Origin of the sequence: Actinomadura livida (genome assembly GCF_014648675.1) — a bacterium.
GTDB classification, from domain to species: Bacteria; Actinomycetota; Actinomycetes; order Streptosporangiales; family Streptosporangiaceae; genus Spirillospora; species Spirillospora livida.
The window spans coordinates 1-25,756 of sequence record NZ_BMRO01000006.1; the positions used below are offsets into that span (position 1 = coordinate 1).

At 73.3% G+C, this 25,756-nt stretch carries 24 protein-coding genes; 8 read left to right on the forward strand and 16 right to left on the reverse strand.

All coding sequences use genetic code 11. The annotated features are described in order from the left end of the window. Positions 1-356 precede the first annotated feature (356 nt). Together IEZ03_RS15275 and IEZ03_RS15280 are read left to right on the forward strand one after the other, a co-directional pair. Complete coding sequence (locus IEZ03_RS15275; protein WP_131988749.1) at positions 357-647, forward strand: CD225/dispanin family protein; 291 nt, start codon at positions 357-359, stop codon at positions 645-647. Positions 648-652: 5 nt separating this feature from the next. Further along, positions 653-1,138 (forward strand): DUF2752 domain-containing protein, encoded by a 486-nt coding sequence (locus tag IEZ03_RS15280; RefSeq protein ID WP_229808307.1) that lies wholly within the window; start codon positions 653-655, stop codon positions 1,136-1,138. 100 nt (positions 1,139-1,238) lie between these two features. Here IEZ03_RS15280 and IEZ03_RS15285 read toward each other — a convergent pair whose 3' ends face one another. The 7 genes from IEZ03_RS15285 to IEZ03_RS15315 all read right to left on the reverse strand — a co-directional run bounded on the left by IEZ03_RS15285 (position 1,239) and on the right by IEZ03_RS15315 (position 6,449). Continuing rightward, positions 1,239-2,072: a crotonase/enoyl-CoA hydratase family protein gene (locus tag IEZ03_RS15285; RefSeq protein ID WP_184883960.1), complete on the reverse strand. Its 834-nt coding sequence runs from the start codon at positions 2,070-2,072 to the stop codon at positions 1,239-1,241. 101 nt (positions 2,073-2,173) lie between these two features. Then, positions 2,174-2,674 carry a metallophosphoesterase family protein gene (locus IEZ03_RS15290; protein WP_221480698.1) on the reverse strand — a complete coding sequence of 167 codons (501 nt, stop codon included), beginning with the start codon at positions 2,672-2,674 and terminating at the stop codon, positions 2,174-2,176. Positions 2,675-3,025: 351 nt separating this feature from the next. Then, positions 3,026-3,733: a hypothetical protein gene (locus IEZ03_RS15295; RefSeq protein ID WP_184883958.1), complete on the reverse strand. Its 708-nt coding sequence runs from the start codon at positions 3,731-3,733 to the stop codon at positions 3,026-3,028. A 309-nt stretch (positions 3,734-4,042) separates the two neighbouring features. Beyond that, positions 4,043-4,435 carry a rhodanese-like domain-containing protein gene (locus IEZ03_RS15300; protein ID WP_221480697.1) on the reverse strand — a complete coding sequence of 131 codons (393 nt, stop codon included), beginning with the start codon at positions 4,433-4,435 and terminating at the stop codon, positions 4,043-4,045. Positions 4,436-4,498: 63 nt separating this feature from the next. Next, positions 4,499-5,377, reverse strand: a complete 879-nt coding sequence (locus tag IEZ03_RS15305; RefSeq protein WP_184883954.1) for a Gfo/Idh/MocA family protein — start codon at positions 5,375-5,377, stop codon at positions 4,499-4,501. Between the two features lie 71 nt (positions 5,378-5,448). Further along, positions 5,449-5,895: a hypothetical protein gene (locus IEZ03_RS15310; protein ID WP_184883952.1), complete on the reverse strand. Its 447-nt coding sequence runs from the start codon at positions 5,893-5,895 to the stop codon at positions 5,449-5,451. A 164-nt stretch (positions 5,896-6,059) separates the two neighbouring features. Continuing rightward, positions 6,060-6,449, reverse strand: coding sequence for a hypothetical protein (locus tag IEZ03_RS15315; RefSeq protein WP_184883950.1), 390 nt, complete (start codon positions 6,447-6,449; stop codon positions 6,060-6,062). A gap of 155 nt (positions 6,450-6,604) precedes the next feature. On the opposite strand from IEZ03_RS15315, the gene IEZ03_RS15320 reads away from it, so the two are divergent. Next, positions 6,605-7,024 (forward strand): pyridoxamine 5'-phosphate oxidase family protein, encoded by a 420-nt coding sequence (locus tag IEZ03_RS15320; protein WP_184883948.1) that lies wholly within the window; start codon positions 6,605-6,607, stop codon positions 7,022-7,024. Positions 7,025-7,046: 22 nt separating this feature from the next. On the opposite strand, the gene IEZ03_RS15325 is transcribed toward IEZ03_RS15320, so the two are convergent. The 6 genes from IEZ03_RS15325 to IEZ03_RS15350 form a co-directional block, all read right to left on the reverse strand. Continuing rightward, entirely contained in the window at positions 7,047-8,051 is a 1,005-nt protein-coding gene (locus tag IEZ03_RS15325) for an Acg family FMN-binding oxidoreductase (protein WP_184883946.1), read from the reverse strand. Between the two features lie 97 nt (positions 8,052-8,148). Further along, the gene (gene narI / locus IEZ03_RS15330) at positions 8,149-8,922 is read right to left on the reverse strand and encodes a respiratory nitrate reductase subunit gamma (protein WP_184883944.1); all 774 of its coding nucleotides are present in this window, start codon (positions 8,920-8,922) and stop codon (positions 8,149-8,151) included. After that, positions 8,919-9,608 (reverse strand): nitrate reductase molybdenum cofactor assembly chaperone, encoded by a 690-nt coding sequence (gene narJ, locus IEZ03_RS15335; RefSeq protein ID WP_184883942.1) that lies wholly within the window; start codon positions 9,606-9,608, stop codon positions 8,919-8,921. The genes narI and narJ overlap by 4 nt, the downstream gene beginning before the upstream one ends. Beyond that, on the reverse strand, positions 9,605-11,350 hold the full coding sequence (gene narH / locus IEZ03_RS15340; protein ID WP_184883940.1) for a nitrate reductase subunit beta: 1,746 nt from the start codon (positions 11,348-11,350) through the stop codon (positions 9,605-9,607). Before narH ends, narJ begins: the two co-directional genes overlap by 4 nt. Beyond that, the gene (locus IEZ03_RS15345; RefSeq protein WP_184890595.1) at positions 11,350-15,027 is read right to left on the reverse strand and encodes a nitrate reductase subunit alpha; all 3,678 of its coding nucleotides are present in this window, start codon (positions 15,025-15,027) and stop codon (positions 11,350-11,352) included. The genes narH and IEZ03_RS15345 overlap by 1 nt, the downstream gene beginning before the upstream one ends. Before the next feature lie 67 nt (positions 15,028-15,094). Next, positions 15,095-16,336, reverse strand: a complete 1,242-nt coding sequence (locus IEZ03_RS15350) for a nitrate/nitrite transporter (protein ID WP_308427975.1) — start codon at positions 16,334-16,336, stop codon at positions 15,095-15,097. A gap of 325 nt (positions 16,337-16,661) precedes the next feature. Here IEZ03_RS15350 and IEZ03_RS15355 point away from each other — a divergent pair, with 325 nt between their 5' ends. Beyond that, complete coding sequence (locus IEZ03_RS15355) at positions 16,662-19,448, forward strand: FAD-binding and (Fe-S)-binding domain-containing protein (RefSeq protein ID WP_184890593.1); 2,787 nt, start codon at positions 16,662-16,664, stop codon at positions 19,446-19,448. Between the two features lie 12 nt (positions 19,449-19,460). Here the strand turns inward: IEZ03_RS15355 and IEZ03_RS15360 are convergent, their stop codons facing one another. After that, positions 19,461-20,219: an IclR family transcriptional regulator gene (locus IEZ03_RS15360; protein ID WP_184883938.1), complete on the reverse strand. Its 759-nt coding sequence runs from the start codon at positions 20,217-20,219 to the stop codon at positions 19,461-19,463. Positions 20,220-20,350: 131 nt separating this feature from the next. Between IEZ03_RS15360 and IEZ03_RS15365 the strand changes: the two genes are divergently transcribed. The 4 genes from IEZ03_RS15365 to IEZ03_RS15380 all read left to right on the forward strand — a co-directional run bounded on the left by IEZ03_RS15365 (position 20,351) and on the right by IEZ03_RS15380 (position 23,780). Next, positions 20,351-21,148 (forward strand): 2-keto-4-pentenoate hydratase, encoded by a 798-nt coding sequence (locus tag IEZ03_RS15365; RefSeq protein ID WP_184883936.1) that lies wholly within the window; start codon positions 20,351-20,353, stop codon positions 21,146-21,148. Continuing rightward, on the forward strand, positions 21,145-22,044 hold the full coding sequence (locus IEZ03_RS15370; RefSeq protein ID WP_184883934.1) for an acetaldehyde dehydrogenase (acetylating): 900 nt from the start codon (positions 21,145-21,147) through the stop codon (positions 22,042-22,044). Before IEZ03_RS15365 ends, IEZ03_RS15370 begins: the two co-directional genes overlap by 4 nt. Then, on the forward strand, positions 22,037-23,089 hold the full coding sequence (dmpG, locus tag IEZ03_RS15375) for a 4-hydroxy-2-oxovalerate aldolase (protein WP_184883932.1): 1,053 nt from the start codon (positions 22,037-22,039) through the stop codon (positions 23,087-23,089). Before IEZ03_RS15370 ends, dmpG begins: the two co-directional genes overlap by 8 nt. Before the next feature lie 100 nt (positions 23,090-23,189). Continuing rightward, on the forward strand, positions 23,190-23,780 hold the full coding sequence (locus tag IEZ03_RS15380) for a TetR/AcrR family transcriptional regulator (RefSeq protein WP_221480696.1): 591 nt from the start codon (positions 23,190-23,192) through the stop codon (positions 23,778-23,780). A gap of 95 nt (positions 23,781-23,875) precedes the next feature. Here IEZ03_RS15380 and IEZ03_RS15385 read toward each other — a convergent pair whose 3' ends face one another. Both IEZ03_RS15385 and IEZ03_RS15390 read right to left on the reverse strand, forming a co-directional pair. Next, positions 23,876-24,736, reverse strand: a complete 861-nt coding sequence (locus IEZ03_RS15385) for a universal stress protein (RefSeq protein ID WP_184883930.1) — start codon at positions 24,734-24,736, stop codon at positions 23,876-23,878. Between the two features lie 70 nt (positions 24,737-24,806). Next, the gene (locus tag IEZ03_RS15390; protein WP_184883928.1) at positions 24,807-25,667 is read right to left on the reverse strand and encodes a universal stress protein; all 861 of its coding nucleotides are present in this window, start codon (positions 25,665-25,667) and stop codon (positions 24,807-24,809) included. Between the last annotated feature and the right edge of the window lie 89 nt (positions 25,668-25,756).

Here is a 25,756-nt window from a genome sequence, read left to right on the forward strand (position 1 = left end):
TGTCGGCAGCGCCGTTCCGATGCCGCTTGCGCGGCGCCTTCCGGGCGGTGAAACCATTTCACCAGATCCGGCGCGATTAGCAAAATCGGCCGTTTCGGCGTCACCACAGCACGCCGGGCACGGCGAAACCGTGTCGGTCTGTTCGGTGGTGGGTCCCCGGTCGGCCGGCCGCCGTTGCAGGCATCCGGCATCCGTCGGGGGACGAGGGGTTAACCTACGGGGTCCCTGCGGCTTCGTCAAACCGGAGGGGTCCTGCGGGACGTCCGCCGGACGAGTTGTGGGATGGTCGGGAACCTGCCGGGGCTGATAGTCATCTATCTACTTGGATTATCCAGCCCATCACGAGAGGTACCACCATGGCCTACCCGCCAGCTCCGCCGCCGCCGAACCCCTACGGCGCGGGGAGCCCTCCCCCGAACCACCTGCCCTGGGCGATCGCGACGACGATCCTTTGCTGCCTGCCCGCGGGCGTGGTGTCGATCGTCTTCGCCGCACAGGTCAACTCCAAGTGGCAGGCCGGTGACCACGCCGGCGCGATGAAGGCGTCCAACAACGCGAAGACGTGGGCCATCGTCTCCGCCGTCCTGGGCGTCATCGTCGGTGTCATCTACTTCTTCGTCGCGGTCGCGAGCAGCTCCAGCACCTGATCTCGATGACTGACGGGCGCCGGTCCGCCCTGCGTCAGCCGGGCGGACCCTTCACCGGGCGGCGGGGCGGGCCGCGCGGCCGTTCCGCGGCCGCGGTGGCGCTCCGGCTGCTCAGGCCGGGTGGTGTGCTGATCATCACCATCGCGGCCGTCTCCTACATCGCCGCGGTCGACCCGAACGAGCAGGGGCACTATCCGACCTGCCCGTTCCTCGCGCTGACGGGCTTCCAGTGCCCCGGCTGCGGCTCCATGCGCACCATCCACGCTCTTGCGCACGGCCACGTCCAGGACGCCTTCGCGTTGAACGTGCTCACCGTGGCCGTAATCCCCGCGCTGGTCTTCTTCTGGTCGCGGTGGGCACTGGCCCGAGCCAAGGACCGCCCCACCCGCACGAAGGTGGCCCACCCCGCGTTCATCTGGGTGTTCTTCGGTGTCATCCTGCTTTTTTGGCTTGTGCGCAATCTGCCGTTCGGTTCGTTCCTCGCCGCCTGACGCACGCGGACGTCAACTCGGCACCACCCGCCCACGGCGCACCCGGGTCCTGATCGATGACCGTTGGCCCCGGCGTGCGGGGTGGGCGGGCGGCCGGGGCTCACGACGGGTCGGTGAAGACGGGCGGACGCTTCTCGAAATAGGCCCGGACCGCCTCGACCTGGTTGGGGGTGCCGCGCAGTTCGCCGAGCGTCCGGGACTCCTCGATGAACTGTTCGGCCAGGTCGTGGTCCGCCGCGCGGTTGAGGAGGCGTTTGGCGCCGCGAATCGCGGCGGGGCTGTTGGCCGCGATCTCCCGGGCGAGTTCGGTGGCGGCGGCGCGCGGGTCGTCCGCGGTGCGGGTGGCGAGGCCGATGCGTGCGGCCTCCTCGCCGCTGATCATGCGGCCGGTGAACGTGAGCTCCTTCGCGACGTCCTCCCCCGTGAGGCGGATGAGCGCGGCGGTGCCCGTCATGTCGGGCACCAGGCCCCAGCGGATCTCCAGTACGGACAGTTTCGCGTCCGGTGCCACGATGCGGATGTCGGCGCCGAGGGCGATCTGCAGGCCGCCGCCGAGGGCGTGGCCGTGGACGGCGGCGACGACGGGCTGCGGCATCTCGCGCCACACGTGCACGGCCTGCTGGCCGAGGTTCGTGATGCGGCCCGGCTCGCGCGCGGTGATGTCCTGGGCCAGGCGGCGGAACCGGGCGCCGCCCTCGGCGTCCGCGGCGTCGCCGGCCATGGCGGCGAAGTTGGCGAAGTCCAGCCCGGCGCAGAACGAGCGGCCCTCGCCCGACAGGACCACGGCGCGGACGGACGGGTCCCCGGAGAGCGCCTCGCCGATCTCGGCGAGCGCCTCGAACGTGGCGATGTCGAGGGCGTTCAGCTTGTCGGGCCGGTTGAGCCGCACGTCGGCGACTCCCTCATGGACGTGCACGGTCACGCGGTCGGTCATGCCGGGGCTTCCCGTCTGTCGGCGATCACTTCGGGGACCGACGATTCCATGCGCCGCCGCGGCCGGTCGAGGGAGGTCCCGCCCTGGAGCGCGCGGTCCGGTCACGTGACGGGGACGATCTCCGCGCCGGTGAGCCGGCCGTCGCGGATGTCCAGGATGCCGAGCGTCCCGTGCGGCTGGCGCCGCCGGTCGGTGGGCGATCCGGGGTTGAAGATGCGGACACCGTCGCCGGTCTCGTCCAGCGGGATATGCGAATGCCCGAAGACGACGAGGTCCGCCTCGGGGAACCAGCGGCGCATCCGGGCGGTGCGGCCGCGGGCCTGGCCGCTGTCGTGGACCATGGCGACCTTGAGTCCGTCCAGGTCGAGTTCGAGGCGTTCGGGGGCGCCCCACTCGGCGACGTCGGGGCCGTCGTTGTTGCCGAGGACGGCGTGGACGGGCGCGTACCCGGCCAGTTCGTCGAGTACGGACGCGGTGCACACGTCGCCGGCGTGCAGGATCACGTCGGCGTCCCGCAGGTGCTCGGCCACCCGCGGCGGGCAGGACTTCCAGCGCCGGGGCGCATGGGTGTCGGAAATGGCGACCGCTCTCACGTTCTCCATTGTCACGCGCACGGTTCGCGGCGCGCTCGGCGGGGCGGGTGATTTTGCCACCGCGGGGTCGCGACACCCGTGGGAAACAACTGTAAGCACCGTGTCATTACCACGTGCTGACCTGCGGAGTTACGCTCGGATTCCCTCGCGTTCGTCCAGGAGGATTCCGGCCGTACGCCCCCGGTCGCTCCGACACGGCGACCCAGCACCGCGAGGGCAGTGCGGCCGGGCCCCGAGGAGGATGACACTCCCTTGCACCGGCCCCGGGGCCCGGCCGCTTCATTTCGCCGTACAAGGGTGGTCCGGGCCGTCCCGGTGGGCGGGGGGTGACGGGTACGGCCCGGACGAGCCGGCGGGAACCTACGAGGTGATGTACAGCTTCCGGTCGAAGACGCCGGAGCCGGGGGTGGTCTCCCCGCGGGCGATGGCGGAGCCGCTGCCGGTGCCGTTGGACGGGCACAGCGCGCTGCTGCCCGCCTGCCGGACCAGGGTGATGTTGTCCGCGGCGCCCTGTGCGTCGTCGTGGCCGGGGAGCGGGCGGTTCGGGTTGTCGCGGTTGTAGACGTCGAACGCGAGGCCCGGGGTGCCGCCGGTCTGGAAGCCGTAGAAGCAGGTGACGGTGAAGCCGAGCACCTGGCCCTCGATCTTGAAGCTCAGCCCGGCGGCGATGGACAGGACGCCGTCGCGTCCGTTCGCGACCGGGTCGTAGGTGACGCTGCCGCTCCGGTCGGGCACTTCGCTCAGGTCGAGGTCGGTCGCGGGCGAGCTGAGTCCGTTCGAGGTCTGGCAGGCGCCGATCGACGCCGCGGTCAATTCGCCGGCACCGGTGGACTCCACGGTGCCCTGCAGCGTCGCGTCCTCACAGGACCCGGTCACTTGGGCGCCGAGGAAGGTGACGGCGAAGTCGAGCGTCCCGACGGTGGTGACCTGCCAGTTTCCGGAGTAGGGGGCTCCGGTGGCGGTCTCCTCGCGGATGGTCGTGGTGGCGGCGGACGCGGTGCCCGCGGTCATGGCCAGCGCGGCGGACGCGGCCACGAGCGGAGTGACGAGCCGGATGGGAGCTTTCACGGGGTCTCCTCCTCGGAGAGGGCTATCTGCTTCCGCGTGCGGCAGCCGCACGCGACCCCCTTTCGCGCGGTGAGCGGGGAGTCATGACCACGCGAAATACATTCTGTTTGTACCCGAGTGATCCTCGAAAACAAAGACCCGAGGAGAAGAAATCTCGCGTTTTATCAGGGTTCGATAAAACCACATTGATGATCACTAACTCAACTGCGGAATCACCCTCTGAAATCGTCCGGGCGCACGCGGAGAGAAATGGCCGGTGAAATGGCGATTATCGCCGGGGCCGGCGTTCCCGCCGGGGAAGGCGGGTGCTCAGCCGTCCGCTCCTCCCGTCGCGGGCAGGCCGGCGGCGCGCCACGCCCGGAAGCCGCCGACGACGTCGGTGGCGCGGGTGAGGCCGAGGTCGTGCAGGGACGCGGCGGCGAGGCTGGAGGTGTACCCCTCGGAGCAGAGCACGATGACGCGCACGTCGTGGCCGGTCGCCACGGGCAGCCGGGCGTCGGAGGCCGGGTCGAGGCGCCATTCGAGGACGTTGCGCTCCACGATCAGCGCGCCCGGCACCTCGCCCTCGTCCGCACGCTGCGCCGCGGGCCGGATGTCGACGAGCAGCGCGCCGTCCCGCGTCTCCGCGTGGGCCTGCTCGGGAGAGACGCGGACCAGCCGGTCGCGCGCCTCGGCAAGGATGTCATCGATCGTACGAGCCATGGCATCAAGCATCGCAGCCGTTTCCCCTGGCCGGTGCCGCGGGGGACGTGCGGCGTGTCGCCCTCACCCCGCCCTGAGCTGGGTGCCGGCGGAGGCGAGGATCTCCTGGATCCGCAGGCCGTGCGCGGCGTCCAAGGGGACGGCGGGCCCGCCGCGGACCACCGCGGCGAACTCCGCGACCATGGTCGCGAACGCGTCGTCCCCGAGCTGGGACCAGTCGAGCCGCGCGTGGCCCTGGCGCCCGTAGACCTCGATGTGGGCCGGGGGCAGCTCGCCGGCACCGGCCATGGAGACCGACGCCTGGCTGACCGCACCGCCCTCGTGCTCCAGGGTCAGCCCCACCCAGCCCAGCGGGTCGCCGTGCGCGCGGACGCCGGCGACGCGGCCGAGCGAGGCGTCGAGCAGGTCGACGATGTGCGGGCCGAGGTCGAGCAGCGCGCCCTTCTCCAGCCGCCACGGGGTGGCGAACGGCCCGCCGCTCAGCGCCGAGGAGACGAACGAGCCGTAGCCGCCGAACGGCTCCATCGCGTGGACGCGGCGGAGGAACTCGCGGGCTGCGCGGGAGTACCGCAGGGTGAAGACCATCTGGGAGACGACGCCCGCCTCGGCGATGGCGCCGGCCAGCCGGCGGGCGCCGTCGAGGTCCATGGCGAGGGGCTTCTCCAGCAGGACGGCCTTGCCGGCGCGGGCGGCCCGCGCCGCGAGGTCGGCCTGCACGTCGGGCGGCACGGAGAACGCCACGGCCTCGCACGCGTCGAACAGCTCCTCGATCCGCGCGAAGGAGGGGGCGCCGTGCTCGGCCGCCAGCCGGGCGGACGCCTCCGCGCGGCGGGCCCACACTCCCGCGAGGCGCGTGGACGGTCCCGCCGCCAGCGCGGGCGCGTGCACCATCCCGGCCCAGGGACCCGCACCGACCAGGCCCACCGCCACAGAATCGCTCATGGGGCAAACCTAGACGATCTACCCGCGGGCCGGGGGTGCCGAAGGGCCGTCCGCGCCGGGGCGGGCGGCCCTCAGCAGCCGCCGTGCGTGATCATCCAATCGTCCAGGAACGTCTGGACGTGGTGGTCGTAGAGGCCGCCGTCCGTGAGGTACTCGCGTGCGGAGGCGTAGTCCTGGCCGCAGGTCGCCCGGCCCGCCTCGATGGCCCAGTCGTCCGGCGCGACGATGCCGTCGGCGGCGATCAGCTCCAGGAAGTTGGCGTCCGCGGCCGACTCGCCCGGCTGGCCGGGGACCGCCGTCCGGGGTTCGGTGACGGTCACGGTCGGCCTCGGTTCGGGCGAGGTCCTCTCCCGCTCCTGGCTCCGGTCCTGCTGCTGCGAGGGCGGCGCCGAGGTGCCCGAGACCCTCCCGGCGTCGCGGTCCCCGTCCGGACCCAGCGTGATGAAGGCGACGGCGCCGGCGCACGCCAGGATTGCCGCGGCGAGCGCGGCCACCACCACGATCATGTTCTGCCTCATGTCGTCCCCCCGACGGGCAGCTGCGAGGGAGGTCGGATGAGGTCTCGCCCATCCCTCGCCGCTGGGCGGGGCCCAACGCCTCCAGCCTAGGCACGGCCGCGCCGCCGGGACGCCACTCAAGCCCCAAATGAAGCACGAGACTCCATGGCGTTCCGGGCGCGGGGTCAGCCGAGCTGGACGCCGAAGAACAGGCCCGCCAGGGCGCCCAGCATTCCCAGGGCTCCCCACACGGCGAGGCCGGCCTTGGAGGTCGCGCGGGTGTGCAGGAACGCGGCCACGCCGGACAGGAGGACGAAGACGAGCTTCACCTCCAGCGTGCGCTGCGCCGCGTCGCCCATGTCGCCGGCCGTGATGTTCCAGACGCCGGTGAGGACGAGGACGGCGAACGCGGGCCACGCGACCGTGTTGTAGCGGCGGGCGGCGACCTTGGTGACGCCCTCGAACCCGCGCAGCGCCGGGACGAGCGCTCCGAGCGTGATCTGCCCGCCGACCCAGATCGTCGCGGCGAGGACGTGAAGGAAGAGCCGCAGATCGGCGGTGGTGACCTCGAGCACGGGGTGCCTCCTGGGCGTACCGGGGCGGTGATCGGTAACGGTTCACCGGGACGCTACCGCCTGCCGCGGCCGGGTCGCGCGGCACCCCGCGCGTTGCCCGGTTAGGGACCTTGGTCCCTAACGGCCCCGGCCGGGGCTGCCCCACCCTGGGTCTCATGAAGCTCGACCAGAGCGGCCTCGAGATCCTCGACGAGGACGAGTGCCGCGACCTCCTCTCCCGCGCCGAGATCGGACGCATCGTCTTCACCCATCAGGCGCTGCCCGCGATCCAGCCGGTCAACTTCACGCTCAGCGGCGGCGACATCGTGATCAGGACGTCGCGGCGGTCCAGGCTCGCCACCGCCGCGGCCGACACCGTCGTCGCGTTCGAGATCGACGAGTTCGACGTCCGGGCCAGGACGGGATGGTCGGTGGTCGCCGTCGGGCGGGCCAGGCACGTCGCCGACCGCGCCGAGGCGGCGGCGCTCGAGGCGCTGCCGCTGCGCAGCTGGGCTCCGGGGGAACGCGAGCACTTCATCCGCATCCGGCCCGAGCTCCTCACCGGCCGCCGGATCACCGGTTCGACGCACCGCTGACTGCGGCGCCTCGGCCACCGGGTTAGGAGGGCTCCTCCGTCAGGACTTCCTCTACGGGACGGCGGACGCTGGTCAGCTTCTCGCCGTTCGCCACACCTAGCCGCAGGAGCAGTTGCGGGTAGGCGTCGCCGCAGAATTGTGCGCGGATGAACTCGCGCAGGTCCGGCACCTGCAGCGCCTGGGTGTGGTACGCGGCAGAGAGGTCGTGGGCGGCGGCCCGCAGCAGAACGCGCTGCAGCGCCTGGCCGCTCTTCACCCAGTCGGCGGGCGTGTCGCCCTTGGAGACCAGCAGCACGACCAGCCCGGTCAGGGCCGTGTCGTCCTCGGCGGCCTCGACGCCCCAGCCCCGGCCGCGCGCGAAGTCGCGGGCGGGGAAGTGCGGCGCGGTCAGCGGCGTACGGCGCGGGTAGGCGTCCTGCTGGACGCCGTCCTTCCGGGACGTCCCGGGCGCGGGCGCCCAGCGGGCGATCTCCGTGGCGTAGGCGGGGGTGCGGCGCTGGACGTGCTCGGCCGCGTCCGTCAGGGCCGCCAGCGCGCCCTTGACGTGGACGTCGACGGCCTGGACGAGCCGGGCCCCCTCCCGCTCCGCGGCGTGCCGCAGCCCGGTCAGGACGCCGGATTCGGGGGCGGCCAGGAACCCGCCCCGGTGGCTGTGGCGGCGCCGGACCTGCGCGTGCTCGCGCTCGACCGCCTCGTCGGCGGGCTCGCCGGGCCGCAGGTCGACGTCTGCGAGCAGCTGCGGCCGGTCAGGGTCGGGCAGCAGGTGGACCACCGGGTCGTGGCCCAGGCTGCGCAGCGCCACCCGCAGCGTGTAGAGCGCGGCCCCGCAGCTGATCAGCATCTCCCGGCCCCGCGGGTCGGCGACGCCGAGCCTGCGGTCGGGGTCGGCGCGCAGCGTGATCCGCGTTCCGGCCACTCCGAACCGCCAGGGCTGGGTGTTGTGCACCGAGGGCGCCCAGATCGCGTCCTCGACGGCGCGCCGCGCGTCGGCCGCGACCCGCTCGATATCCGTTTGCGTGCTCCGCATGATCGGCTCCTTCCGGATGCTGCCCTTCCAGCCTCCGCCCCGCGCCAGGGGCGGGGCAGGGCCGAAAGTCCATAACCGGGGAGGACGGCCTTCCAGGTCAGGGCACCCGCTCCCAGCCGCGGCGCGGCTTGTGCATGCCGAGCTGCTCGTCGCGGCTGCGGTACACGATGTAGGGACGGGTCAGGTAGCCGACCGGCGCGGTGAGCATGTGCACCAGCCGCGTGAACGGCCAGATGCAGAACAGCACCAGCGCGCTGATCGCGTGCAGCTGGAACAGGATCGGCACGCCGGTCATCAGGTCCGGGTCCGGCCGCAGGTAGAACACCGACCGGAACCACGGGGAGACCGTCTCCCGGTAGTTGTAGCCGCCGCCGACGATGTTGGCCGCCACGGTCGCGGCGAGCCCGAGCAGGATGACCGCCGCGAGCACCGCGTACATCAGCTTGTCGTTGCGGGTCGTGGCGGCGAACACGGGCCCGACCGTCCGGCGCCGGTAGATCAGGATCGCCAGGCCCGCGAGGGTGCAGAACCCGGCGACGGTGCCGAGGACGACGGCGATGACGTGGTACATGTGCTCGGTGATGCCGACGGCCGCCGTCCACCGGTCGGGGATGAGCAGCCCGCCGACGTGGCCGAGCAGCACGACGAGGATTCCGAAGTGGAACAGCGGGCTGCCGATGCGCAGCAGCCGCCGCTCGTACAGCTGGGACGAGCGGGTCGTCCAGCCGAACTTGTCGTAGCGGTACCGCCAGATGTGCCCCAAGGCGAACACCGCGATGGTGACGTAGGGCAGGGCCACCCACAGCAGGATGCCGGCGACGCCCGGTTCACCGCCGTTCTGCGCGGCGAGGGCGGGCAGCTGACTGGTCATGATGAACGGGCCTCCAGGACCGGATCGGGCAGGAAGACGGGGCCCGAGGTCCCGGCGCCGCTCCCGTAGGGGGCGAGGCCGACCTCCTCCTCGGGCGGGCCCTCGGCGATGAGGCGGGCGACGGCCTCCTCGTTGCGGCCGCTCAGCGGCGGCAGCGTCGCCGAGACCGCCTCCAGCACCGCGCTCCACGGCGACCGGGACTCGGTGAGCGCGAGGCGGAGCAGCTCCAGGCCGGCGCGGTGCTCCAGCAGCAGCCGCCGCCCCTCCGTGAGGTTTCCGGTCGCGGCGAACTCCAGGACCACGGCCAGGTGGTCGGGGAGCTCCCCGTCGTCCAGGACGAGCCCCGCCGCCTCGTAGGCCTGCTTGAACCGCAGCAGGGCCATCCCCCGCTTACGGGTGTCCCCGTAGGCGTAGTAGGTCAGGTAGAGGCAGCACCGTTTGCGGTGGTCGAACGTCTCGACGTAGTCGGACTCCAGTTCCCGCAGGAGCGTCGCGTCCAGGTGGTCCAGGAAGCCGCCCAGGGGCGTCCCGGCGGCCGCGGGCAGCCCCGCCACGGCCCGGCGGAGCAGCGGGCGCCGCGCCAGGAGCTCCTCGTCGGGGTAGCCGAGCAGCAGCGACGCGACCTGCCAGGCCGTGGCCAGCTCCGCCTCGGCGAACCCCTTCTTCTTCAGGCCCCGGTCCCTCATGGCTTGGGCTCCGTTTCGGCGTCGCCGGAGTCGGCGGGCGGGTTCGCGCCGTCCGGCCCCGGACCGTCCCCGCCGTCCTCGCGCTTCGGGAACAGCCCGGCCGGGGCGCCCTTGCCGTCCCAGTTGAGCAGGTTGACGCGCTGGTGCTTGTTCTCCGGGTCGACGGGGTTGTCGGCCGTCTGGCGCTGCTGGAGCATGTGGAAGTTCTCCACCGCGACCGGGTTCGGGCCTCCCGAGCCCTCACCGAACGGACCGGATCCTCCGCCCAGGCCGGATCCGCCCATGCCGGGCCCGCCCTCGTAGTTCAGCGAGCACTCCGTGGCCAGCTCCTCCAGGCCGTGCGCCTGCTCCGCGTGCGCCGTCGGGATCACGTACCGCTCGTCGTACTTGGCGAGGGCCAGCAGCCGGTACATGTCGTACATCGCCTCGCCCGACATCCCGACGCCCGCCGGGATCGACTCGTCGGGCTCGCGGCCGAGGTTGATGTCGCGCATGTAGGCGCGCATCGCCGCCAGCCGGCGCAGGACGGCGTCCACCGGCGCGGTGTCCCCGGCGGTGAACAGCTCCGCCAGGTACTCGACCGGGATGCGCAGCGCGTCGATCGCCGCGAACAGGTTCCCGCGGTCCTCGGCGTCGTGGCCGGTGTCGCGGACGACGTCCACGACCGGTGACAGCGGCGGGATGTACCAGACCATCGGCATCGTCCGGTACTCCGGGTGCAGCGGCAGCGCCACCTTGTAGGTGTTGATCAGCGAGTAGATCGGGGACCGCTGCGCGGCCTCGATCCAGTCGGCGGGGATGCCGTCCCGCTCGGCCGCCGCGACGACCCGCGGGTCGCTCGGGTCGAGGAACACGCCGCGCTGCGCCTCGTAGAGGTCGGTGTCCTCGGGCGCGGACGCGGCCTCCAGCACCTTGTCGGCGTCGTAGAGGATCAGGCCGATGTAGCGGAGCCGCCCCACGCACGTCTCCGAGCAGACCGTCGGGATGCCGACCTCGATGCGCGGGAAGCAGAACGTGCACTTCTCGGCCTTGCCGGTCCGGTGGTTGAAGTACATCTTCTTGTACGGGCAGCCGGAGACGCACATCCGCCAGCCCCGGCACCGGTCCTGGTCGACGAGGACGATGCCGTCCTCGGTCCGCTTGTAGATCGCGCCGGACGGGCAGGACGCCGCGCAGCTCGGGTTGAGGCAGTGCTCGCAGATCCGCGGCAGGTAGAACATGAAGGTCTTGTCGAACTCCATCTTCACCTTGTCGGAGATCTCCTTGAGCAGGACGTCCTTGTCCCCGTGCTCGATCGACCCGCCGAGGTCGTCGTCCCAGTTCGCCGACCAGGTGATCTGCATGTCGTCGCCCGACAGCAGGGACTTGGGCCGCGCGACGGGGGTGTGCTCCTGCAGGGGGGCGCTGGTGAGGTTCTCGTAGTCGTAGGTCCAGGGCTCGTAGTAGTCGTGGATGCCGGGCAGCTTCGGGTTCGCGAAGATCGTCAGCAGCTTGCGGATCCGGCCGCCGCCCTTGAGCGCCAGGCGCCCGCGTTTGTTGAGCGTCCAGCCGCCCTTCCAGCGCTCCTGGTCCTCGTACTGGCGGGGATAGCCCTGCCCGGGACGGGTCTCGACGTTGTTGAACCACACGTACTCGACACCGCTGCGGTTCGTCCACGCCTGCTTGCACGTGACCGAGCAGGTGTGGCACCCGATGCACTTGTCGAGGTTCATGACCATCGACATCTGCGCCATCACGCGCATCAGTACGTCACCTCCTGGGAGCGGCGGCGGATCACGGTGACCTCGTCGCGCTGGTTGCCGGTCGGGCCGAGGTAGTTGAACGCGAACGACAGCTGCGCGTACCCGCCGATGAGGTGGCTCGGCTTGATCAGCAGGCGGGTGAGGGAGTTGTGGATGCCGCCGCGGCGGCCGGAGGTCTCCGAGCGCGGGACGTCGATCAGCCGGTCCTGCGCGTGGTACATGTACACCGTCCCCTCGGGCATCCGGTGGGAGACGATCGCGCGGGCGACGACGACGCCGTTGCGGTTGACGGCCTCGATCCAGTCGTTGTCGCGGACGCCGATCTTCGCCGCGTCCGCGCCGCTCATCCAGATCGACGGGCCGCCGCGCGACAGCGACAGCATGAACAGGTTGTCCTGGTACTCGGAGTGGATCGACCACTTGTTGTGCGGGGTGAGGTACCGGACGGTCAGCCCCAGCTCACCGGTCTCCCCGATCTCGGGCTCGCCGAACAGCGCGGTCATGTTCAGCGGCGGCCGGAACGTCGGCAGCTGCTCGCCGAGTTCCTCCATCCAGTCGTGGTCGAGGAAGAAGTGCTGCCGCCCGGTGAGGGTGTGCCAGGGCTTGAGGCGCTCGACGTTGATGGTGAACGGCGAGTAGCGGCGCCCGCCGCTCTCCGACCCCGACCATTCCGGCGACGTGATGACCGGGACGGGACGGGCCTGGGTGTCGGCGAAGGTGATCTGCTTGCCCTCGTGCTCGGCGGCGAGGTCGGCGAGCCGGGTGCCGGTGCGCCGCTCCACGGCCCGGAACCCCTGGGTGGCCAGGTGCCCGTTCGTCGTCCCGGACAGGGCGAGGATCATCTCGCAGGCGTGCACGTCGCGCTTCAGCGACGGCCGCCCGTCGGCCGGGCCGCCCCGGACGACGCCGTTCTTGTGCTTGAGGTACTCGACCTCGCGCTCCAGGTCGAACGTGACGCCCTTGGTGGTCGCGCCGAGCCGCTCGGCGAGCGGGCCGAGCGCCGTCATCTTCGCGGCGACCGCGGGGTAGTCGCGCTCCACCGTGACGAGCTTCGGCAGCGTCACGCCGGGCACGGGCTCGCACTCCCCCTTCGCCCAGTCGGCGACGCGGCCGTGCGGCGTGGCCATCTCGTCGGGGGTGTCGTGCAGCAGCGGCACCGCGACGAGGTCCTTGCGGACGCCGAGGTGCCGCTCGGCGAGCCGGCTGAACGCGACCGCGATGTCCTGGAAGGCCCGCCAGTCGCTGCGGGTCTGCCACGGCGGTGAGATCGCCGGGTTGAACGAGTGCACGAACGGGTGCATGTCGGTGGTGTTGAGGTCGTGCTTCTCGTACCAGGTCGCCGCCGGCAGGACCACGTCGGAGAAGATCGTGGTGCTGGTCATCCGGAAGTCGAGCGACAGCAGCAGGTCGAGCTTGCCGGCCGGGGCTTCCTCGTGCCAGACCACCTCCTTCGGGCGGTCCGCCGGTCCGGTCTCGCTCGCGCGCACGGCGTTGTCGGTGCCGAGGAGGTGCTTGAGGAAGTACTCATTGCCCTTGGCGGACGAGCCGAGGAGGTTGGCCCGCCACACGCTGAGGACGCGGGGGAAGTTCTCCGGGGAGTCGGGGTCCTGGCAGGCGAACTTGAGCCGTCCGGCCTTCAGCTCGTCCACGACGTGGTCGGCGGGCTGCTTCCCGGCGGCCGCCGCCTCGTCGGTCAGGTCCAGGGGGTTGCGGTCGAACGTCGGGTAGGACGGCATCCAGCCGAGCCGGGCGGCCTGCGCGATGGCGTCGGCGGTGGACCGGCCCGTGAGCTGCCCCGCGGCGCCGCCCGGCGGCCGGGCCGCCGAGAGGGTGTCGGCGCCGAAGTGGTCGTAGCGGAACTGGTCGGTGTGCAGGTACCAGAACGCCGTGCTGATCATCTGGCGGGGCGGCCGGGACCAGTCCAGCGCGCCCGCGAGCTGCGCCCACCCCGTCACCGGGCGGCACTTCTCCTGCCCGACGTAGTGCGCCCAGCCGCCGCCGTTGACGCCCTGGCAGCCGGTCAGCGTCGTCAGCGCCAGGAACGCCCGGTAGATCGTGTCGGAGTGGAACCAGTGGTTCGCGCCGGCCCCCATGATGATCATCGACCGGCCGCGGGACTCCTCGGCGTTCGCGGCGAACTCCCGCCCGATGCGCTCCGCCGCCTGCGCGGGGACGCCGGTGATGGCCTCCTGCCACGCCGGGGTGCACGGCTGCGACGCGTCGTCGTACCCGGACGGCCAGGAGCCGGGCAGGCCGTCCCGGCCCACCCCGTACTGGGCGAGCAGCAGGTCGTAGACGGTCGTGACCAGGTGGCCGGCCACGGTCCGGACGGGCACGCCCCGCCGGATCGTCCCCGGCGAGCCGCCGGGGCCGTCGAAGCGGGCCAGCTCGACCTCCACGGCGTCGCCGCCCTCGACCGACAGCAGCGGGTCGGCGTCGCCGAGGTCGAGGTTCCAGCGGCCCTCGCCCGACTCGCCGTACCGGAAGCCCAGCGAGCCGTTCGGGACGAGGGGGTGCCCGGTGTTGGCGTCCAGGACCACCGTCTTGAACGCGGCGTTCTCCGAGCCGGCCTCGGCACCGGGCAGATCGGCCGCGGTGAGGAACTTGCCCGGGACGTGGGCGTCGCCGCGCTTGTCCACCCGCACCAGGAACGGCAGGTCGCTGTAGCGCTTGACGTAGTCGGTGAAGTACGGGACCTGCCGGTCGACGAAGAACTCCTTGAGGACGACGTGCCCCATGGCCATGGCCAGGGCGCCGTCCGTGCCGGGCTGGGCGGCGAGCCACTCGTCGGCGAACTTGACGTTGTCGGCGTAGTCGGGCGACACCGCCACGACCTTCTGGCCCCGGTAGCGGGCCTCGGTCATCCAGTGCGCGTCGGGCGTCCGCGTCACCGGGACGTTGGAGCCCCACATGATGAGGTACCCGGCGTCCCACCAGTCCCCCGACTCGGGGACGTCGGTCTGGTCGCCGAACACCTGCGGGGACGCGACGGGGAGGTCGGCGTACCAGTCGTAGAACGACAGCATCGTCCCGCCGATCAGCGAGATGAACCGCGAGCCCGACGCGTGCGACACCATCGACATCGCCGGGATCGGGGAGAAGCCGGCGACGCGGTCGGGCCCGTACTCGGCGATCGTGTGCACGTGCGCGGCGGCGATCAGCTCGGTCGCCTCGTCCCACGTGGCCCGCACCAGGCCGCCGCGGCCGCGCGCCGCCTTGTACGCGCGGGCCCTGTCCGGGTCGGAGACGATCTCCCGCCACGCCTCCACCGGGTCGCCCGTCCGGGCCCTGGCCTCCCGGTACATCTCCAGCAGGACGCCGCGCACGTAGGGGTAACGCACCCGCGTGGGCGAGTAGGTGTACCAGGAGAACGACGCGCCGCGGGGGCAGCCGCGCGGCTCGTACTCCGGCCGGTCGGGGCCGACCGAGGGGTAGTCGGTCTGCTGCGCCTCCCAGGTGATGATGCCGTCCTTGACGTACACCTTCCACGAGCACGACCCGGTGCAGTTCACCCCGTGGGTGGAGCGCACCACCTTGTCGTGCGACCAGCGGTCCCGGTAGAACGCGTCGGCCTCGCGGCCGCCCGCCTTCGTCACCGTCCGGAGATCCGGCGACACCCGGGCGCGGGTGAAGAACCTGCGGGTCCCCACCAGCGCGTCTTCCAGCGGCCCGTCCATGCCCGGCCGGCCCTTGGTCGAACTCACCCTCGAATCGCCTCTTCCCGCATCGCCGTATCCGAGCCCATCAGGCGCTCCGCCCGCTCACCACGGCCCGCCGGACGACGGTCGCGGTGAACACCGCGGCCGCCGCCGCCACGAGGGCGAGGAGCAGGAGTCCCACTGCATACGACCCGAAACTGCCATAAATGGAGCCCATAATCAGGGGCGGGACGAACCCGCCCAGGCCACCGGCCGCGCCGACCACGCCGGTGACCGCACCGACCTTGTTCGCCGGGGCGAGTTTCGCCACCAGCGCGAACGTCGCGCCGCTGCCGGCGCCGAGCGCCGCCGCCATCGCCAGGAACGCGATCGTCCCGACCGGCATCAGCGGCGGCGAGAACGCCTGCACCGCCGCGCCCGCCGTCGTCACCAGCAGCGCGGCGACCATGACCCGGACCGCGCCGATCCGGTCGGACAGCCACCCGCCGGCGGGCCGCATCAGGACCGCCAGCAGGACGAACCCGGCCATCCGGTTCGACGCGTCCGCCTGCGTCAGGTGGTACTCCTCCTTCAGGTAGGTCGGGAGGTACACCGAGAACGCGACGTAGCCGCCGAAGGCGACCGCGTACAGCGCCGACATCTGCCAGGTCACCGGCAGCCTCGCCGTCGCCGCCAGCCGCTTGGCGAGCGACGCGTCGGGCATCGTGCGCCCGGGGGCGTCCCGCACGATGAGCCACGCGGCGACCGCGTAGACGGCGAGGACCACGGCCATCAACTGGAACGGGAACTCCATCCCGTACCGGTCGACCAGCGGGACCGTCGTCAGCGCGGTGATCGCCGTGCCGCCCATCCCCGCGCCGAAGATCCCGATCGCCAGCCCCCGCCGCTCCGGCGGGAACCACGCGTTCACGAACGGCACGCCCACCGCGAAGACGGTGCCGCCGACGCCGAGGAAGAACCCGCCGGCGAGCAGCGACGCCAGCGACGAGTTCCCCCAGAGCCCGAGGTAGAGCACGGGCGCGATCGTGATGACCGACAGCGCCGGGAACATCACCCGGCCGCCGAACCTGTCGGTCAGCGCGCCCACCGGGATCCGGCCCACCGACCCGACGATCACCGGCACCGCGACCAGCAGCGACTGCTCGACGGACGTCAGCCCCAGGGACTCCTGGAACCGGGGGGCGAGGGGGCTGAGCAGGGCCCAGGCCCAGAAGTTCAGCGCGAACCCGAGGGTGGCCATCGCCAGCATGGTGATCGGCCGCCCCGCGCCCTCGGCGCGCCCCGATGGCGGCGATCCGGCACCGGTGTCCCGTCGTGTCTCCGTCACGTCCGCACCACTTCCGCCATCGCGATTCCGATCCCGGTGGACCTTCCCGGCCCCCACACCGGGTAACCATGATCGGTTTCCCGTGGTCTCACCCTCCCCGACCGTCCCGGTCCCCGTGAAGGGACCTTGGTCCCGGCGTGGAATCCGGCCCCGCGCTCCGTGCCCGGACACGCGCCGACGGGCGGGCGGGATGACCTAACGTTGTCGGTATGCAGGCAGTTCACCGCCGGGTCGAGGCGGCTCAGTGACCGATCACCGCGAGCTCGTGGAGGCCTTGCGGCGGGCCGGGGCGAGCGGGGTCGACGACTCCGCGCTGGCGCGGGCGATGTACTCGTCGGACGCCTCGCTGTACCGGGTGCCGCCCCGGGTCGTGGTGACGCCCAGAGAGGCGGGCGAGCTGCCGGCGGTGCTGGGGGTGTGCCGCGAGGCCGGGGTCCCGCTGACGATGCGGGGCGGCGGCACGTCCATCGCGGGCAACGCGGTCGGGCCCGGTGTCGTCGTGGACGTCAGCCGGCACCTGAACCGGGTGCTGGAGATCGACCCCGAGGCGGGGACGGCGCTGGTCGAGCCGGGGATCGTGCAGGCGCGGCTGCACGAGGCGGCTGCGGCGCACGGCCTGCGGTTCGGGCCCGATCCGTCCACCCGGACGCGGGCCACGCTCGGCGGGATGATCGGCAACAACGCGTGCGGGTCGCGGGCGCTCGGGTACGGGCGGACGAGCGACAACGTGCTCGGGCTGGACGTCGTCACCGGATCCGGGGAGCGGCTGGGGCTCGGCGACGTCCCCGGGGGCGGCGGCCCGGAGCCCGCGGTCCTGGAGCGCCTGCGGGGGCTGGTGGACGCGAACCTCGCCCTGATCCGGACGGAGTTCGGGCGGTTCGGGCGGCAGGTCTCCGGCTACTCGCTGGAGCACCTGCTTCCGGAGAAGGGCTTCGACGTCGCGCGGGCGCTGGTGGGCAGCGAGGGGACGCTCGCGCTGACCCTGGCGGCGCGGCTGCGGATGGTCCGCGAGCCGGGCCGCCGCCTGCTGGCCGTCCTCGGGTTCGGGTCGATGGCGGAGGCGGCCGACGCCGTCCCCGCGATCCTGCCGCACGGGCCGGTGGCCTGCGAGGGGCTCGACTCGCGCATCACCGGCGTCGTGCGGGAGCGGCGGGGCGCCGACGCGGTGCCGCCGCTGCCGCGCGGGTCGGGATGGCTGCTCGTGGAGCTCGCCGGTCCCGAGGCCGGGCCGCTGCGCGACGCCGCCCGCAAGGTCGCCGCCGACTCCGGCTGCACCGACTCGATGCTCGTCGAGGACATGGCGCTCGCCGACGCCCTGTGGCGGATCAGGGAGGACGGGTCGGGGCTGGTGGCGCGCACCCCCGAGGGTGAGCAGGCCCACGCGGGCTGGGAGGACGCCGCGGTGCCGCCCGAGCGGCTCGGCGTGTACCTGCGGGAGTTCGAGGCGCTGCTGGCGGAGTACCGGCTGTTCGGCGTCCCGTACGGGCACTTCGGCGACGGCTGCATCCACGTCCGCATCGACTTCCCGCTCGGGCGGGAGGGCGGCCGCCGCGTGTTCCGCGACTTCCTGGGCGAGGCGGCCGCGCTGGCCGCCCGGCACGGCGGCACCATGTCCGGCGAGCACGGGGACGGCAGGGCGCGCAGCGAACTGCTGCCGCACATGTACTCGGCCGAGGCGCTGGCGCTGTGCGCGGAGGTCAAGGACGTCTTCGACCCCGGCGACGTGCTCAACCCGGGGATCATCGTCCGCCCGGCGCCCGTGGACGGCGGGCTGCGCGCGGAGCAGGCCGTCCCGCTCAAACGCGGCCTGGCCCTCGCCTACCGCGACGACCGCGGGGACCTGTCGCGGGCCGTGCACCGCTGCACGGGGGTCGGCAAGTGCCGCGCCGACAACACCGCGGCGGGCGGCGTCATGTGCCCGTCCTATCTGGCGACGCGCGAGGAGAAGGACTCCACGCGCGGCCGGGCCCGGGTGCTGCAGGAGGTCGTCAGCGGGAAGCTCGGCCCGGACGGCTGGAAGTCCGCCGCGCTGCACGACGTGCTCGACCTGTGCCTGTCGTGCAAGGGCTGCGCGTCGGACTGCCCGACCGGCATCGACATGGCGTCCTACAAGGCGGAGGCGCTGCACCGGCGGTACCGGCGCAGGATCAGGCCGCGCGCCCACTACGCGCTGGGGTGGCTCCCCCGCTGGACGCGGCTGCTCGCCCGGGTCCCCGCGCTGATCAAGTACGCGAACGCCGGGATGCGCGCGGCGCCGCTGCGGCCCGCCGTCGCCTGGAGCGCGGGGATCGACCGGCGGCGCACGCTGCCCGCCTTCGCCCCGGTCACGTTCCGGCGCTGGTTCGCGTCCCGCCGAGGTGAGGGGCGCAGCGGCGAGGGGCGCAACGGCGAGGTCGTCCTGTTCGTGGACACCTTCACCGACGCGTTCTCGCCCGACGTCGGCAAGGCGGCCGTGCGGGTACTGGAGCACGCCGGATACCGGGTCGGCGTCACCGAACGTCCCGTGTGCTGCGGAATCACGTGGATCTCCACCGGGCAGCTGGCCGGGGCCCGCGCACAGGCGCGGCGCACCGTCCGCGCGCTGCTGCCGCACGTCCGGCGCGGCGCGAAGGTCGTCGGGCTGGAGCCGTCCTGCACGGGCGTGCTGCGGTCCGACGCGGAGGAGCTGCTGAGCGGGGCGGACGCCGCCGCCGCGCGCGAGGTCGCCGCCGCGACCCGCACCCTCGCGGAGCTGCTCGCCGAGACCCCCGGCTGGACACCGCCCGACCTCTCCGGGGTCACCGGGATCGCGCAGCCGCATTGCCACCACCACGCGGTCATGGGCTGGACGAAGGACGCGGCGCTGCTGCGCGACGCGGGCGCCGAGGTCGGCAGGCTCGGGGGCTGCTGCGGCCTCGCGGGCAACTTCGGCGTGGAGAAGGGGCACCACGACGTGTCGGTCGCCGTCGCCGAGCACCGGCTGCTTCCGGCGGTCCGGAGGACCGGGGACGGCGAGGTCGTCCTGGCCGACGGGTTCAGCTGCCGCACCCAGCTCCGCGAGCTCGCGGACCGCGACGGCGAGCACCTCGCGCAGCTCCTCGCCCGGCACCTCCCCGACGCCGGCCCCCGCTGACCTGATCCCGGGTCACGGCGCGCCCGCACCCTGCCGCTGCCCGAGGGTGCGCGACAGGGTGAGCGCCGCGGTGTGGACCGCGGGGGCGACGGCGGCCGGCCGCAGCCGGTTCGACCACCCCGACACCGACAGGGCGCCGACGGCCAGCCCGTCCGGGCCGAGGACGGGGCTGGCGGCGCAGACGATGCCGCGGCCGGACTCCTCGCGGTCGTAGGCGACGCCCTCGCGGCCGATCGTCGCCAGCTCCCGCGCGAGGAGGCCCGGCGCGGTGACGCTGCGCTCGCTCGCCTTGACGAGCCCGGCGTCCAGGACGGCCTGCACCGCGTCCGGCGGGGAGAACGCCAGGATCGCCTTGCCGACGCCGGTGACGTGGGCGGGCAGCCGCCCGCCCACCTTCGAGGGCAGCTTCGGCCCGCCGGGCGAGCCGAGGATCTCCACGTAGACGACCTCGGTGCCCTCCAGCACGGCGAGATGCACGGTCTGCCGCGTCGCCTCCCGCAGGTCCGACATGTACGGGACGGCCGCGTCCCGCAGCACCCGCTGGCGCGGCACCCGCTGCCCGATCTCGAACAGCTTCAGACCCAGCCGGACGCGCGTGCCCTGCCGTTCGAGCAGCCCGGCCTCCACGAGGTCGAGCGCGATCCGGTGCGCCGTCGACCTCGGCAGGCCGCTGCGCCGGGCGAGCTCGGCGGCGCCGAGGGCGTCGTCGTCCGCGCGGAACGCGGTCAGCACCGCGACGGCGCGGCGCAGGAACGTGTCGTCGGACGCCATGCCCCCAATGTAGGAGCCCCCCAATGTAGAGCGATGTCCCACCACGCGGGACGGCCGCATTGCCCGGGGCGTCCCGGGCGCGGCAGGCTCGGACCGCGCGGACGACATGCGCAGACGAGAGAGGACATCCCATGGACCCCGGTTCGGTGGAGAAGGCCGCCGCCGCGCTGCTCGACGCGTACGCGACCGGCACCCCGGTCCCGCCGCTGACGGCGGACCATCCGGACATGACGGTGGCCGACGCCTACGCGGTCCAGCTCGCGCAGGTGACGGCGTGGACGGGCGCGGGCGCGCGGATCAAGGGCCACAAGGTCGGGCTGACCTCCGCGGCGATGCAACGCCAGATGGGCGTGGACCAGCCGGACTTCGGCGTCCTGCTGGACTCGATGTTCTTCCAGGACAGCGCACCCATCGACACCGGCCGGTTCCTGCAGCCCCGGATCGAGCCGGAGATCGCGTTCGTGCTGGGCCGCCCGCTGGCCGGCCCCGGCGCGACCGCCGCCGACGCCGTCGCGGCCGTCGAGTACGTGCTCCCGGCGCTGGAGGTGATCGACTCCCGGATCGCGGACTGGAAGATCACCCTGCCGGACACGATCGCCGACAACGCCTCCAGCGGCGGTGTCGTGCTCGGCACCCGGCCGGTCCGGCTGGACGGCCTGGACCTGTCGCTGATGGGCTGCCTGCTCCACCGCGACGGCGACCTGATCGACACCGGCGCGGGCGGGGCGGTGCTGGGCTCGCCGATCAACGCGCTGGTCTGGCTGGCGAACGTCCTCGGGGAGCGCGGAGTGACGCTGGAGGCGGGGCACGTCGTGCTGCCCGGCTCCATTACGGCGGCCGTTCCGGTCGCCCCCGGTGAGACCCTCACCGCAACGTTCGCCGGGATCGGCTCGGTGACCGCACGGTTCGGAAGGGAGGTAGGGCGATGAGCAAGTTGAGCGCCGCGATCGTCGGTCCCGGCAACATCGGCACGGACCTGCTGGTCAAGCTGATGCGCAGCGAGCTGGTCGACGTCCACTCGATGGTGGGCGTCGTGCCCGAGTCGGACGGTCTGGAGCGCGCCCGCGAGCTGGGCGTCCCGGCGTCGGCGGAGGGCGTGGACTGGCTGCTGTCGCAGCCCACGCTGCCCGACATCGTGTTCGAGGCCACGTCGGCGAAGGCGCACCTGGCCAACGCCCCGCGCTACGAGGAGGCCGGGATCACCGCGGTCGACCTCACGCCCGCCGCCGCGGGGCCGCTCGTGTGCCCGCCGGTGAACCTGGACACGCTGTCGGACGCGCCCAACCTCAACATGATCACGTGCGGGGGCCAGGCGACGATCCCGATCGTGCACGCGGTGTCGTCGGTGGTCCCGGTGCCGTACGCGGAGATCGTCGCGTCGATCGCGTCCCGCTCGGCCGGTCCCGGCACCCGCGCCAACATCGACGAGTTCACCCGGACCACCGCCCGCGCCATCGAGAAGGTCGGCGGCGCCGGACGGGGCAAGGCGATCATCATCCTGAACCCGGTCGACCCGCCGATGATCATGCGGGACACGGTGTTCTGCGCGATCCCGTCGGACGCCGACACCGCGGCGATCGCCGAGTCGGTCGAGAAGATGGTCGCCGAGGTCGCCGCGTACGTGCCCGGGTACACGCTGCGGGCCGAGCCGCAGTTCGACGAGCCGCGCGACATCTGGAACGGCATGGCCCGCGTCGCGGTGTTCCTGGAGGTCAGGGGCAACGGCGACTACCTGCCGCCGTGGGCCGGCAACCTCGACATCATGACCGCGGCGGCCGCCCGTGTCGGCGAGCAGCTCGCGCGCAGGAAGGCCACCGATGACTGAGCGGGACACCGCGGAGCAGCGCACCGCAGACAAGATCAGGATCACGGACTCGACGCTGCGGGACGGCAGCCACGCGATGGCGCACCGCTTCACCGAGGAGCAGGTGCGCGGGGTCGTGCACGCGCTCGACGGCGCCGGCGTGGAGGTCATCGAGGTCACGCACGGCGACGGCCTCGGCGGCTCGTCGTTCAACTACGGCTTCTCGCTGGAGGACGACGTCAAGCTCGTCGCCGCCGCCGTGGACGAGGCGACCCGCGCCAGGATCGCCGTGCTGATGCTGCCCGGGGTCGGCACGGTCGAGGACCTCCGGCTCGCGCACGACGCGGGCGCGGCCGTGGCGCGGATCGCGACGCACTGCACCGAGGCCGACGTGTCGCTGCAGCACTTCGCCGCCGCCCGCGACCTCGGCATGGAGACGGTCGGGTTCCTGATGATGGCGCACCGGGTCGGGCCGGAGGAGCTGGCGAAGCAGGCCCGGATCATGGTGGACGGCGGCGCGCAGTGCGTCTACGTCGTCGACTCCGCCGGCGCCCTCGTCCTCGGGGAGGCGCAGGAGCGGATCAGCGCGCTGGTCAAGGAGATCGGGCGGGACGCGCAGGTCGGCTTCCACGGCCACCAGAACCTGTCGCTGGGCGTCGCGAACTCGGTCCTGGCGCAGCAGAACGGCGCGCTGCAGATCGACGGCGCGCTGTGCGCGCTGGGCGCGGGGGCGGGCAACTCCCCCACCGAGGTGCTCGTCCCGACGTTCGAGCGGCTCGGCGTCCCGACCGGGGTGGACGTGCAGGGCGTCATGGCCGCCGCCGACGACGTGGTGAAGCCGTTCCTGCACCGGCTCCCGTTCGCGGACCGCGGCGCGATCACCCAGGGGTACGCGGGCGTGTACTCCAGCTTCCTGCTGCACGCCGAGCGGGCCGCCGAGCGCTACGAGGTCCCGGCGCACGAGATCCTGCAGAAGGTCGGCGAGGCCGGCTACGTCGGCGGCCAGGAGGACATGATCATCGACGTGGCGCTCCAGCTCCGCGCGGAGCGCGAGCGCGCCGAGTAGGCGGCGGGACGGGAGCCCGCTCCGGGGAGGGGCTCCCGTCCACCGCGCGCCCGGCGCCGGTGATCTTTGCATGATGCAAACGCTGGGATAGCTTGGCGGCATGACCCACGAGGACCATCGCGCGTCGACTCCTCGCGGGCGGGCGCGCCGGGAGCAGCTCGTGCGGATCGGGCTCGATCTGCTCGCCGAGGGCGGCTGGGCGGCGATCACGGCGCGGGCCGTGGCGGACCGCGCCGGTACCCGTCCGGGGCTGCTCCACCACTACTTCAACGGGCTGCCGGGGCTGCACGTCGCCGTCGCGCAGCGGGCCACCGAGATGATCGTCGACCCGGTGGTGGACGCGCTGCTCGCGGCCCCCGACCCTCCGGCTGCGGTGGCGGCGCTGCACGATCTCGTCCCGCACATGGCCGCCGGTGAGCGCAACCTCAGGCTGGCCGCGGAGCTGCTGGTCAGAGCGCTGCGCGACCCGCGGATGGCCGCCGAGCGGCGGGACTGGTCGCGGGGCCTGCGCGACCGGATCACCGAGCGGCTGGCGCAGCTGCGCCCGGACTGGCCCGCGGAGCGCCGCGCCGGCACCGCGACGCTGTGCACCGCCCTGCTGGACGGGCTGCTCCTCCAGCTCGTCCTCGACCCCGGGCTGCCGACCGGCCCGGCCCTCGACGCGGCCGCCGCGCTGGTCGCGAAGCCCTGACCCACCTGCACCGGATGCGGGACGGCGCGCCGGGGCCGTCCCGGGCGGCCGTCCCGCCTTCGGTCATCCGGCGCCACGCCCGGCCGGCGCCACGCTCACTCGGCGCCGCGCGGGGCGTGCGCCACGGCGACCGGTGCGTCCGCGTGGTGCAGCAGGGCGTGGCTGACCGAGCCGAGCAGCAGGCCGCGGAAGCCGCCGCGCCCCCGGGAGCCGACGACGACGAGCCGGGCGTCCGCGGCCGCGCCGAGCAGCACCTCGCGGGGCCGCCCCGTCACGACCTCGGTCCGGACGCGCACGCCGGGGTACTTGTCGCGCAGCGGCGCGACGAGCCGGTCGAGCCGCTCCGCGGCGAACTCGCGCAGCGATCCGGTGTCGAGCAGCGGCGCGGGCCCGATCTCGACCTCGGCGGGCCAGGCCGCCACCGCGACCAGCTCGGCCCCGCGCAGGTCCGCCTCGGTGAACGCCAGGGCGATCGCCTCCAGCGACGCCGCGGACCCGTCCACCCCGACCACGACCGGGCCGTCCGGCCGCCCTTCCGCGTGCCGCTCCCGCACGACCACCACGGGGACCGAGGCGTGCGACGCCAGCTCCACGGCCGTCGATCCGAGCACCAGGCCCGCGAACCCGCCGCGGCCGCGCGTACCGACGACGATCAGCTCCGCGCCGTCGGCGGCCTCCAGCAGCACGGACGTCGCGCCGCCGCGCCCGATCACCGCGCGCACCTCGCCGGTCTCCTCGCGGGCGTGGTCCGCCCCCTCGGCGACGACCTTCTCGGCCGCCGCCACCAGGTCGCCGATCGGGACGGCCATCGGGCCGGCCGCCCCGTACAGGTCCCAGGCGTGCGCCACCGTCAGCGGCACGCCCCGCAGCCGCGCCTCCACGGCCGCCCACCGCACCGCCGCCTCGCCCGCCGGAGAACCGTCGTATCCCACCACGACACCGCGGTCGCCGCTCATGATGCCTCCCTCGTCGTCTCGCTCCCCAGCTTCGCGAGACGGGGGGACGCCGGTCAGGGGCGCTGGTCCGTCAGGTTCGGGACCTTCGGCCCGGGATGATCGCCACGGGCAGGGAGGCCCGGCGGAGCATCGCGGAGCTGGTCGCGCCCAGCGGGTCGAAACCGGTTCCGCGGTCGCCCATGACGAGGAGCCCGGCGCCGTCCGCCGCCCGGCCCAGCGCCTCGCACGGGCGCTCCAGCATCAGCGAGACCGTGACGTCGACCTCCGGGTGGCGCTCCCGCCACGGCGCGACGACCTCGTCCAGCTCGGCGGTGCGGCGCTTCTCCAGCAGTTCCGGGTCGTTGAACAGCGCCAGGTCATCCTCGCTCACCACCGCGGGCTCCCAGCAGCCGTAGACGACGTGCAGGTCCCAGCCGCGCAGCGCCGCCTCGCCGAACGCGAAGCCGAGCACCGCGGGGCAGCCCTCCCCCGCGTCGGTCCCCGCGACGACCCGCCGGGGCCACGGCGCGGTGTCCGGGACGACGATCACCGGCCGTCCCGCCCGGGCGGGCACCTCCAGCGCGGTGGCGCCGATGCCCGGGCGCTCGCCCGAGCCGATCACGGTCAGCTCGGCCGTGCGGGACGCCTCCAGCAGCGCCTCCTCCACCGGTCCCCGCAGGAGGTGCCGGCGCACCGTCCCGGGCGCGCCCAGCTCCCGCGCGCGGCGGACGCCCTGCGCGAGCAGGTTCTCCCCCGCGCGCGTCCTGATCGCCTCGGCGTCCGGGTCCTCGTGGCCGCTGGCGTAGGGCCAGTGCCAGCAGTGGCAGATCATCAGGTCGAGGTCGCGCTGCCGGGCCTCCTCGACCGCCCAGCGCAGGGCGCCCTCGTTCTCCTGCGTCCCGTCGTAGCCGAACAGGACGTGCGGCCGCTGGTTCCCATCCACGCCGTTCATGTGCCCGCCTCCTTGGTGAACACTTTTCATATCCGGCGGCCGCACCGTGTAACGGGAGCGGCGCCGGAAGAAAGTGCCCAATGCCCAGT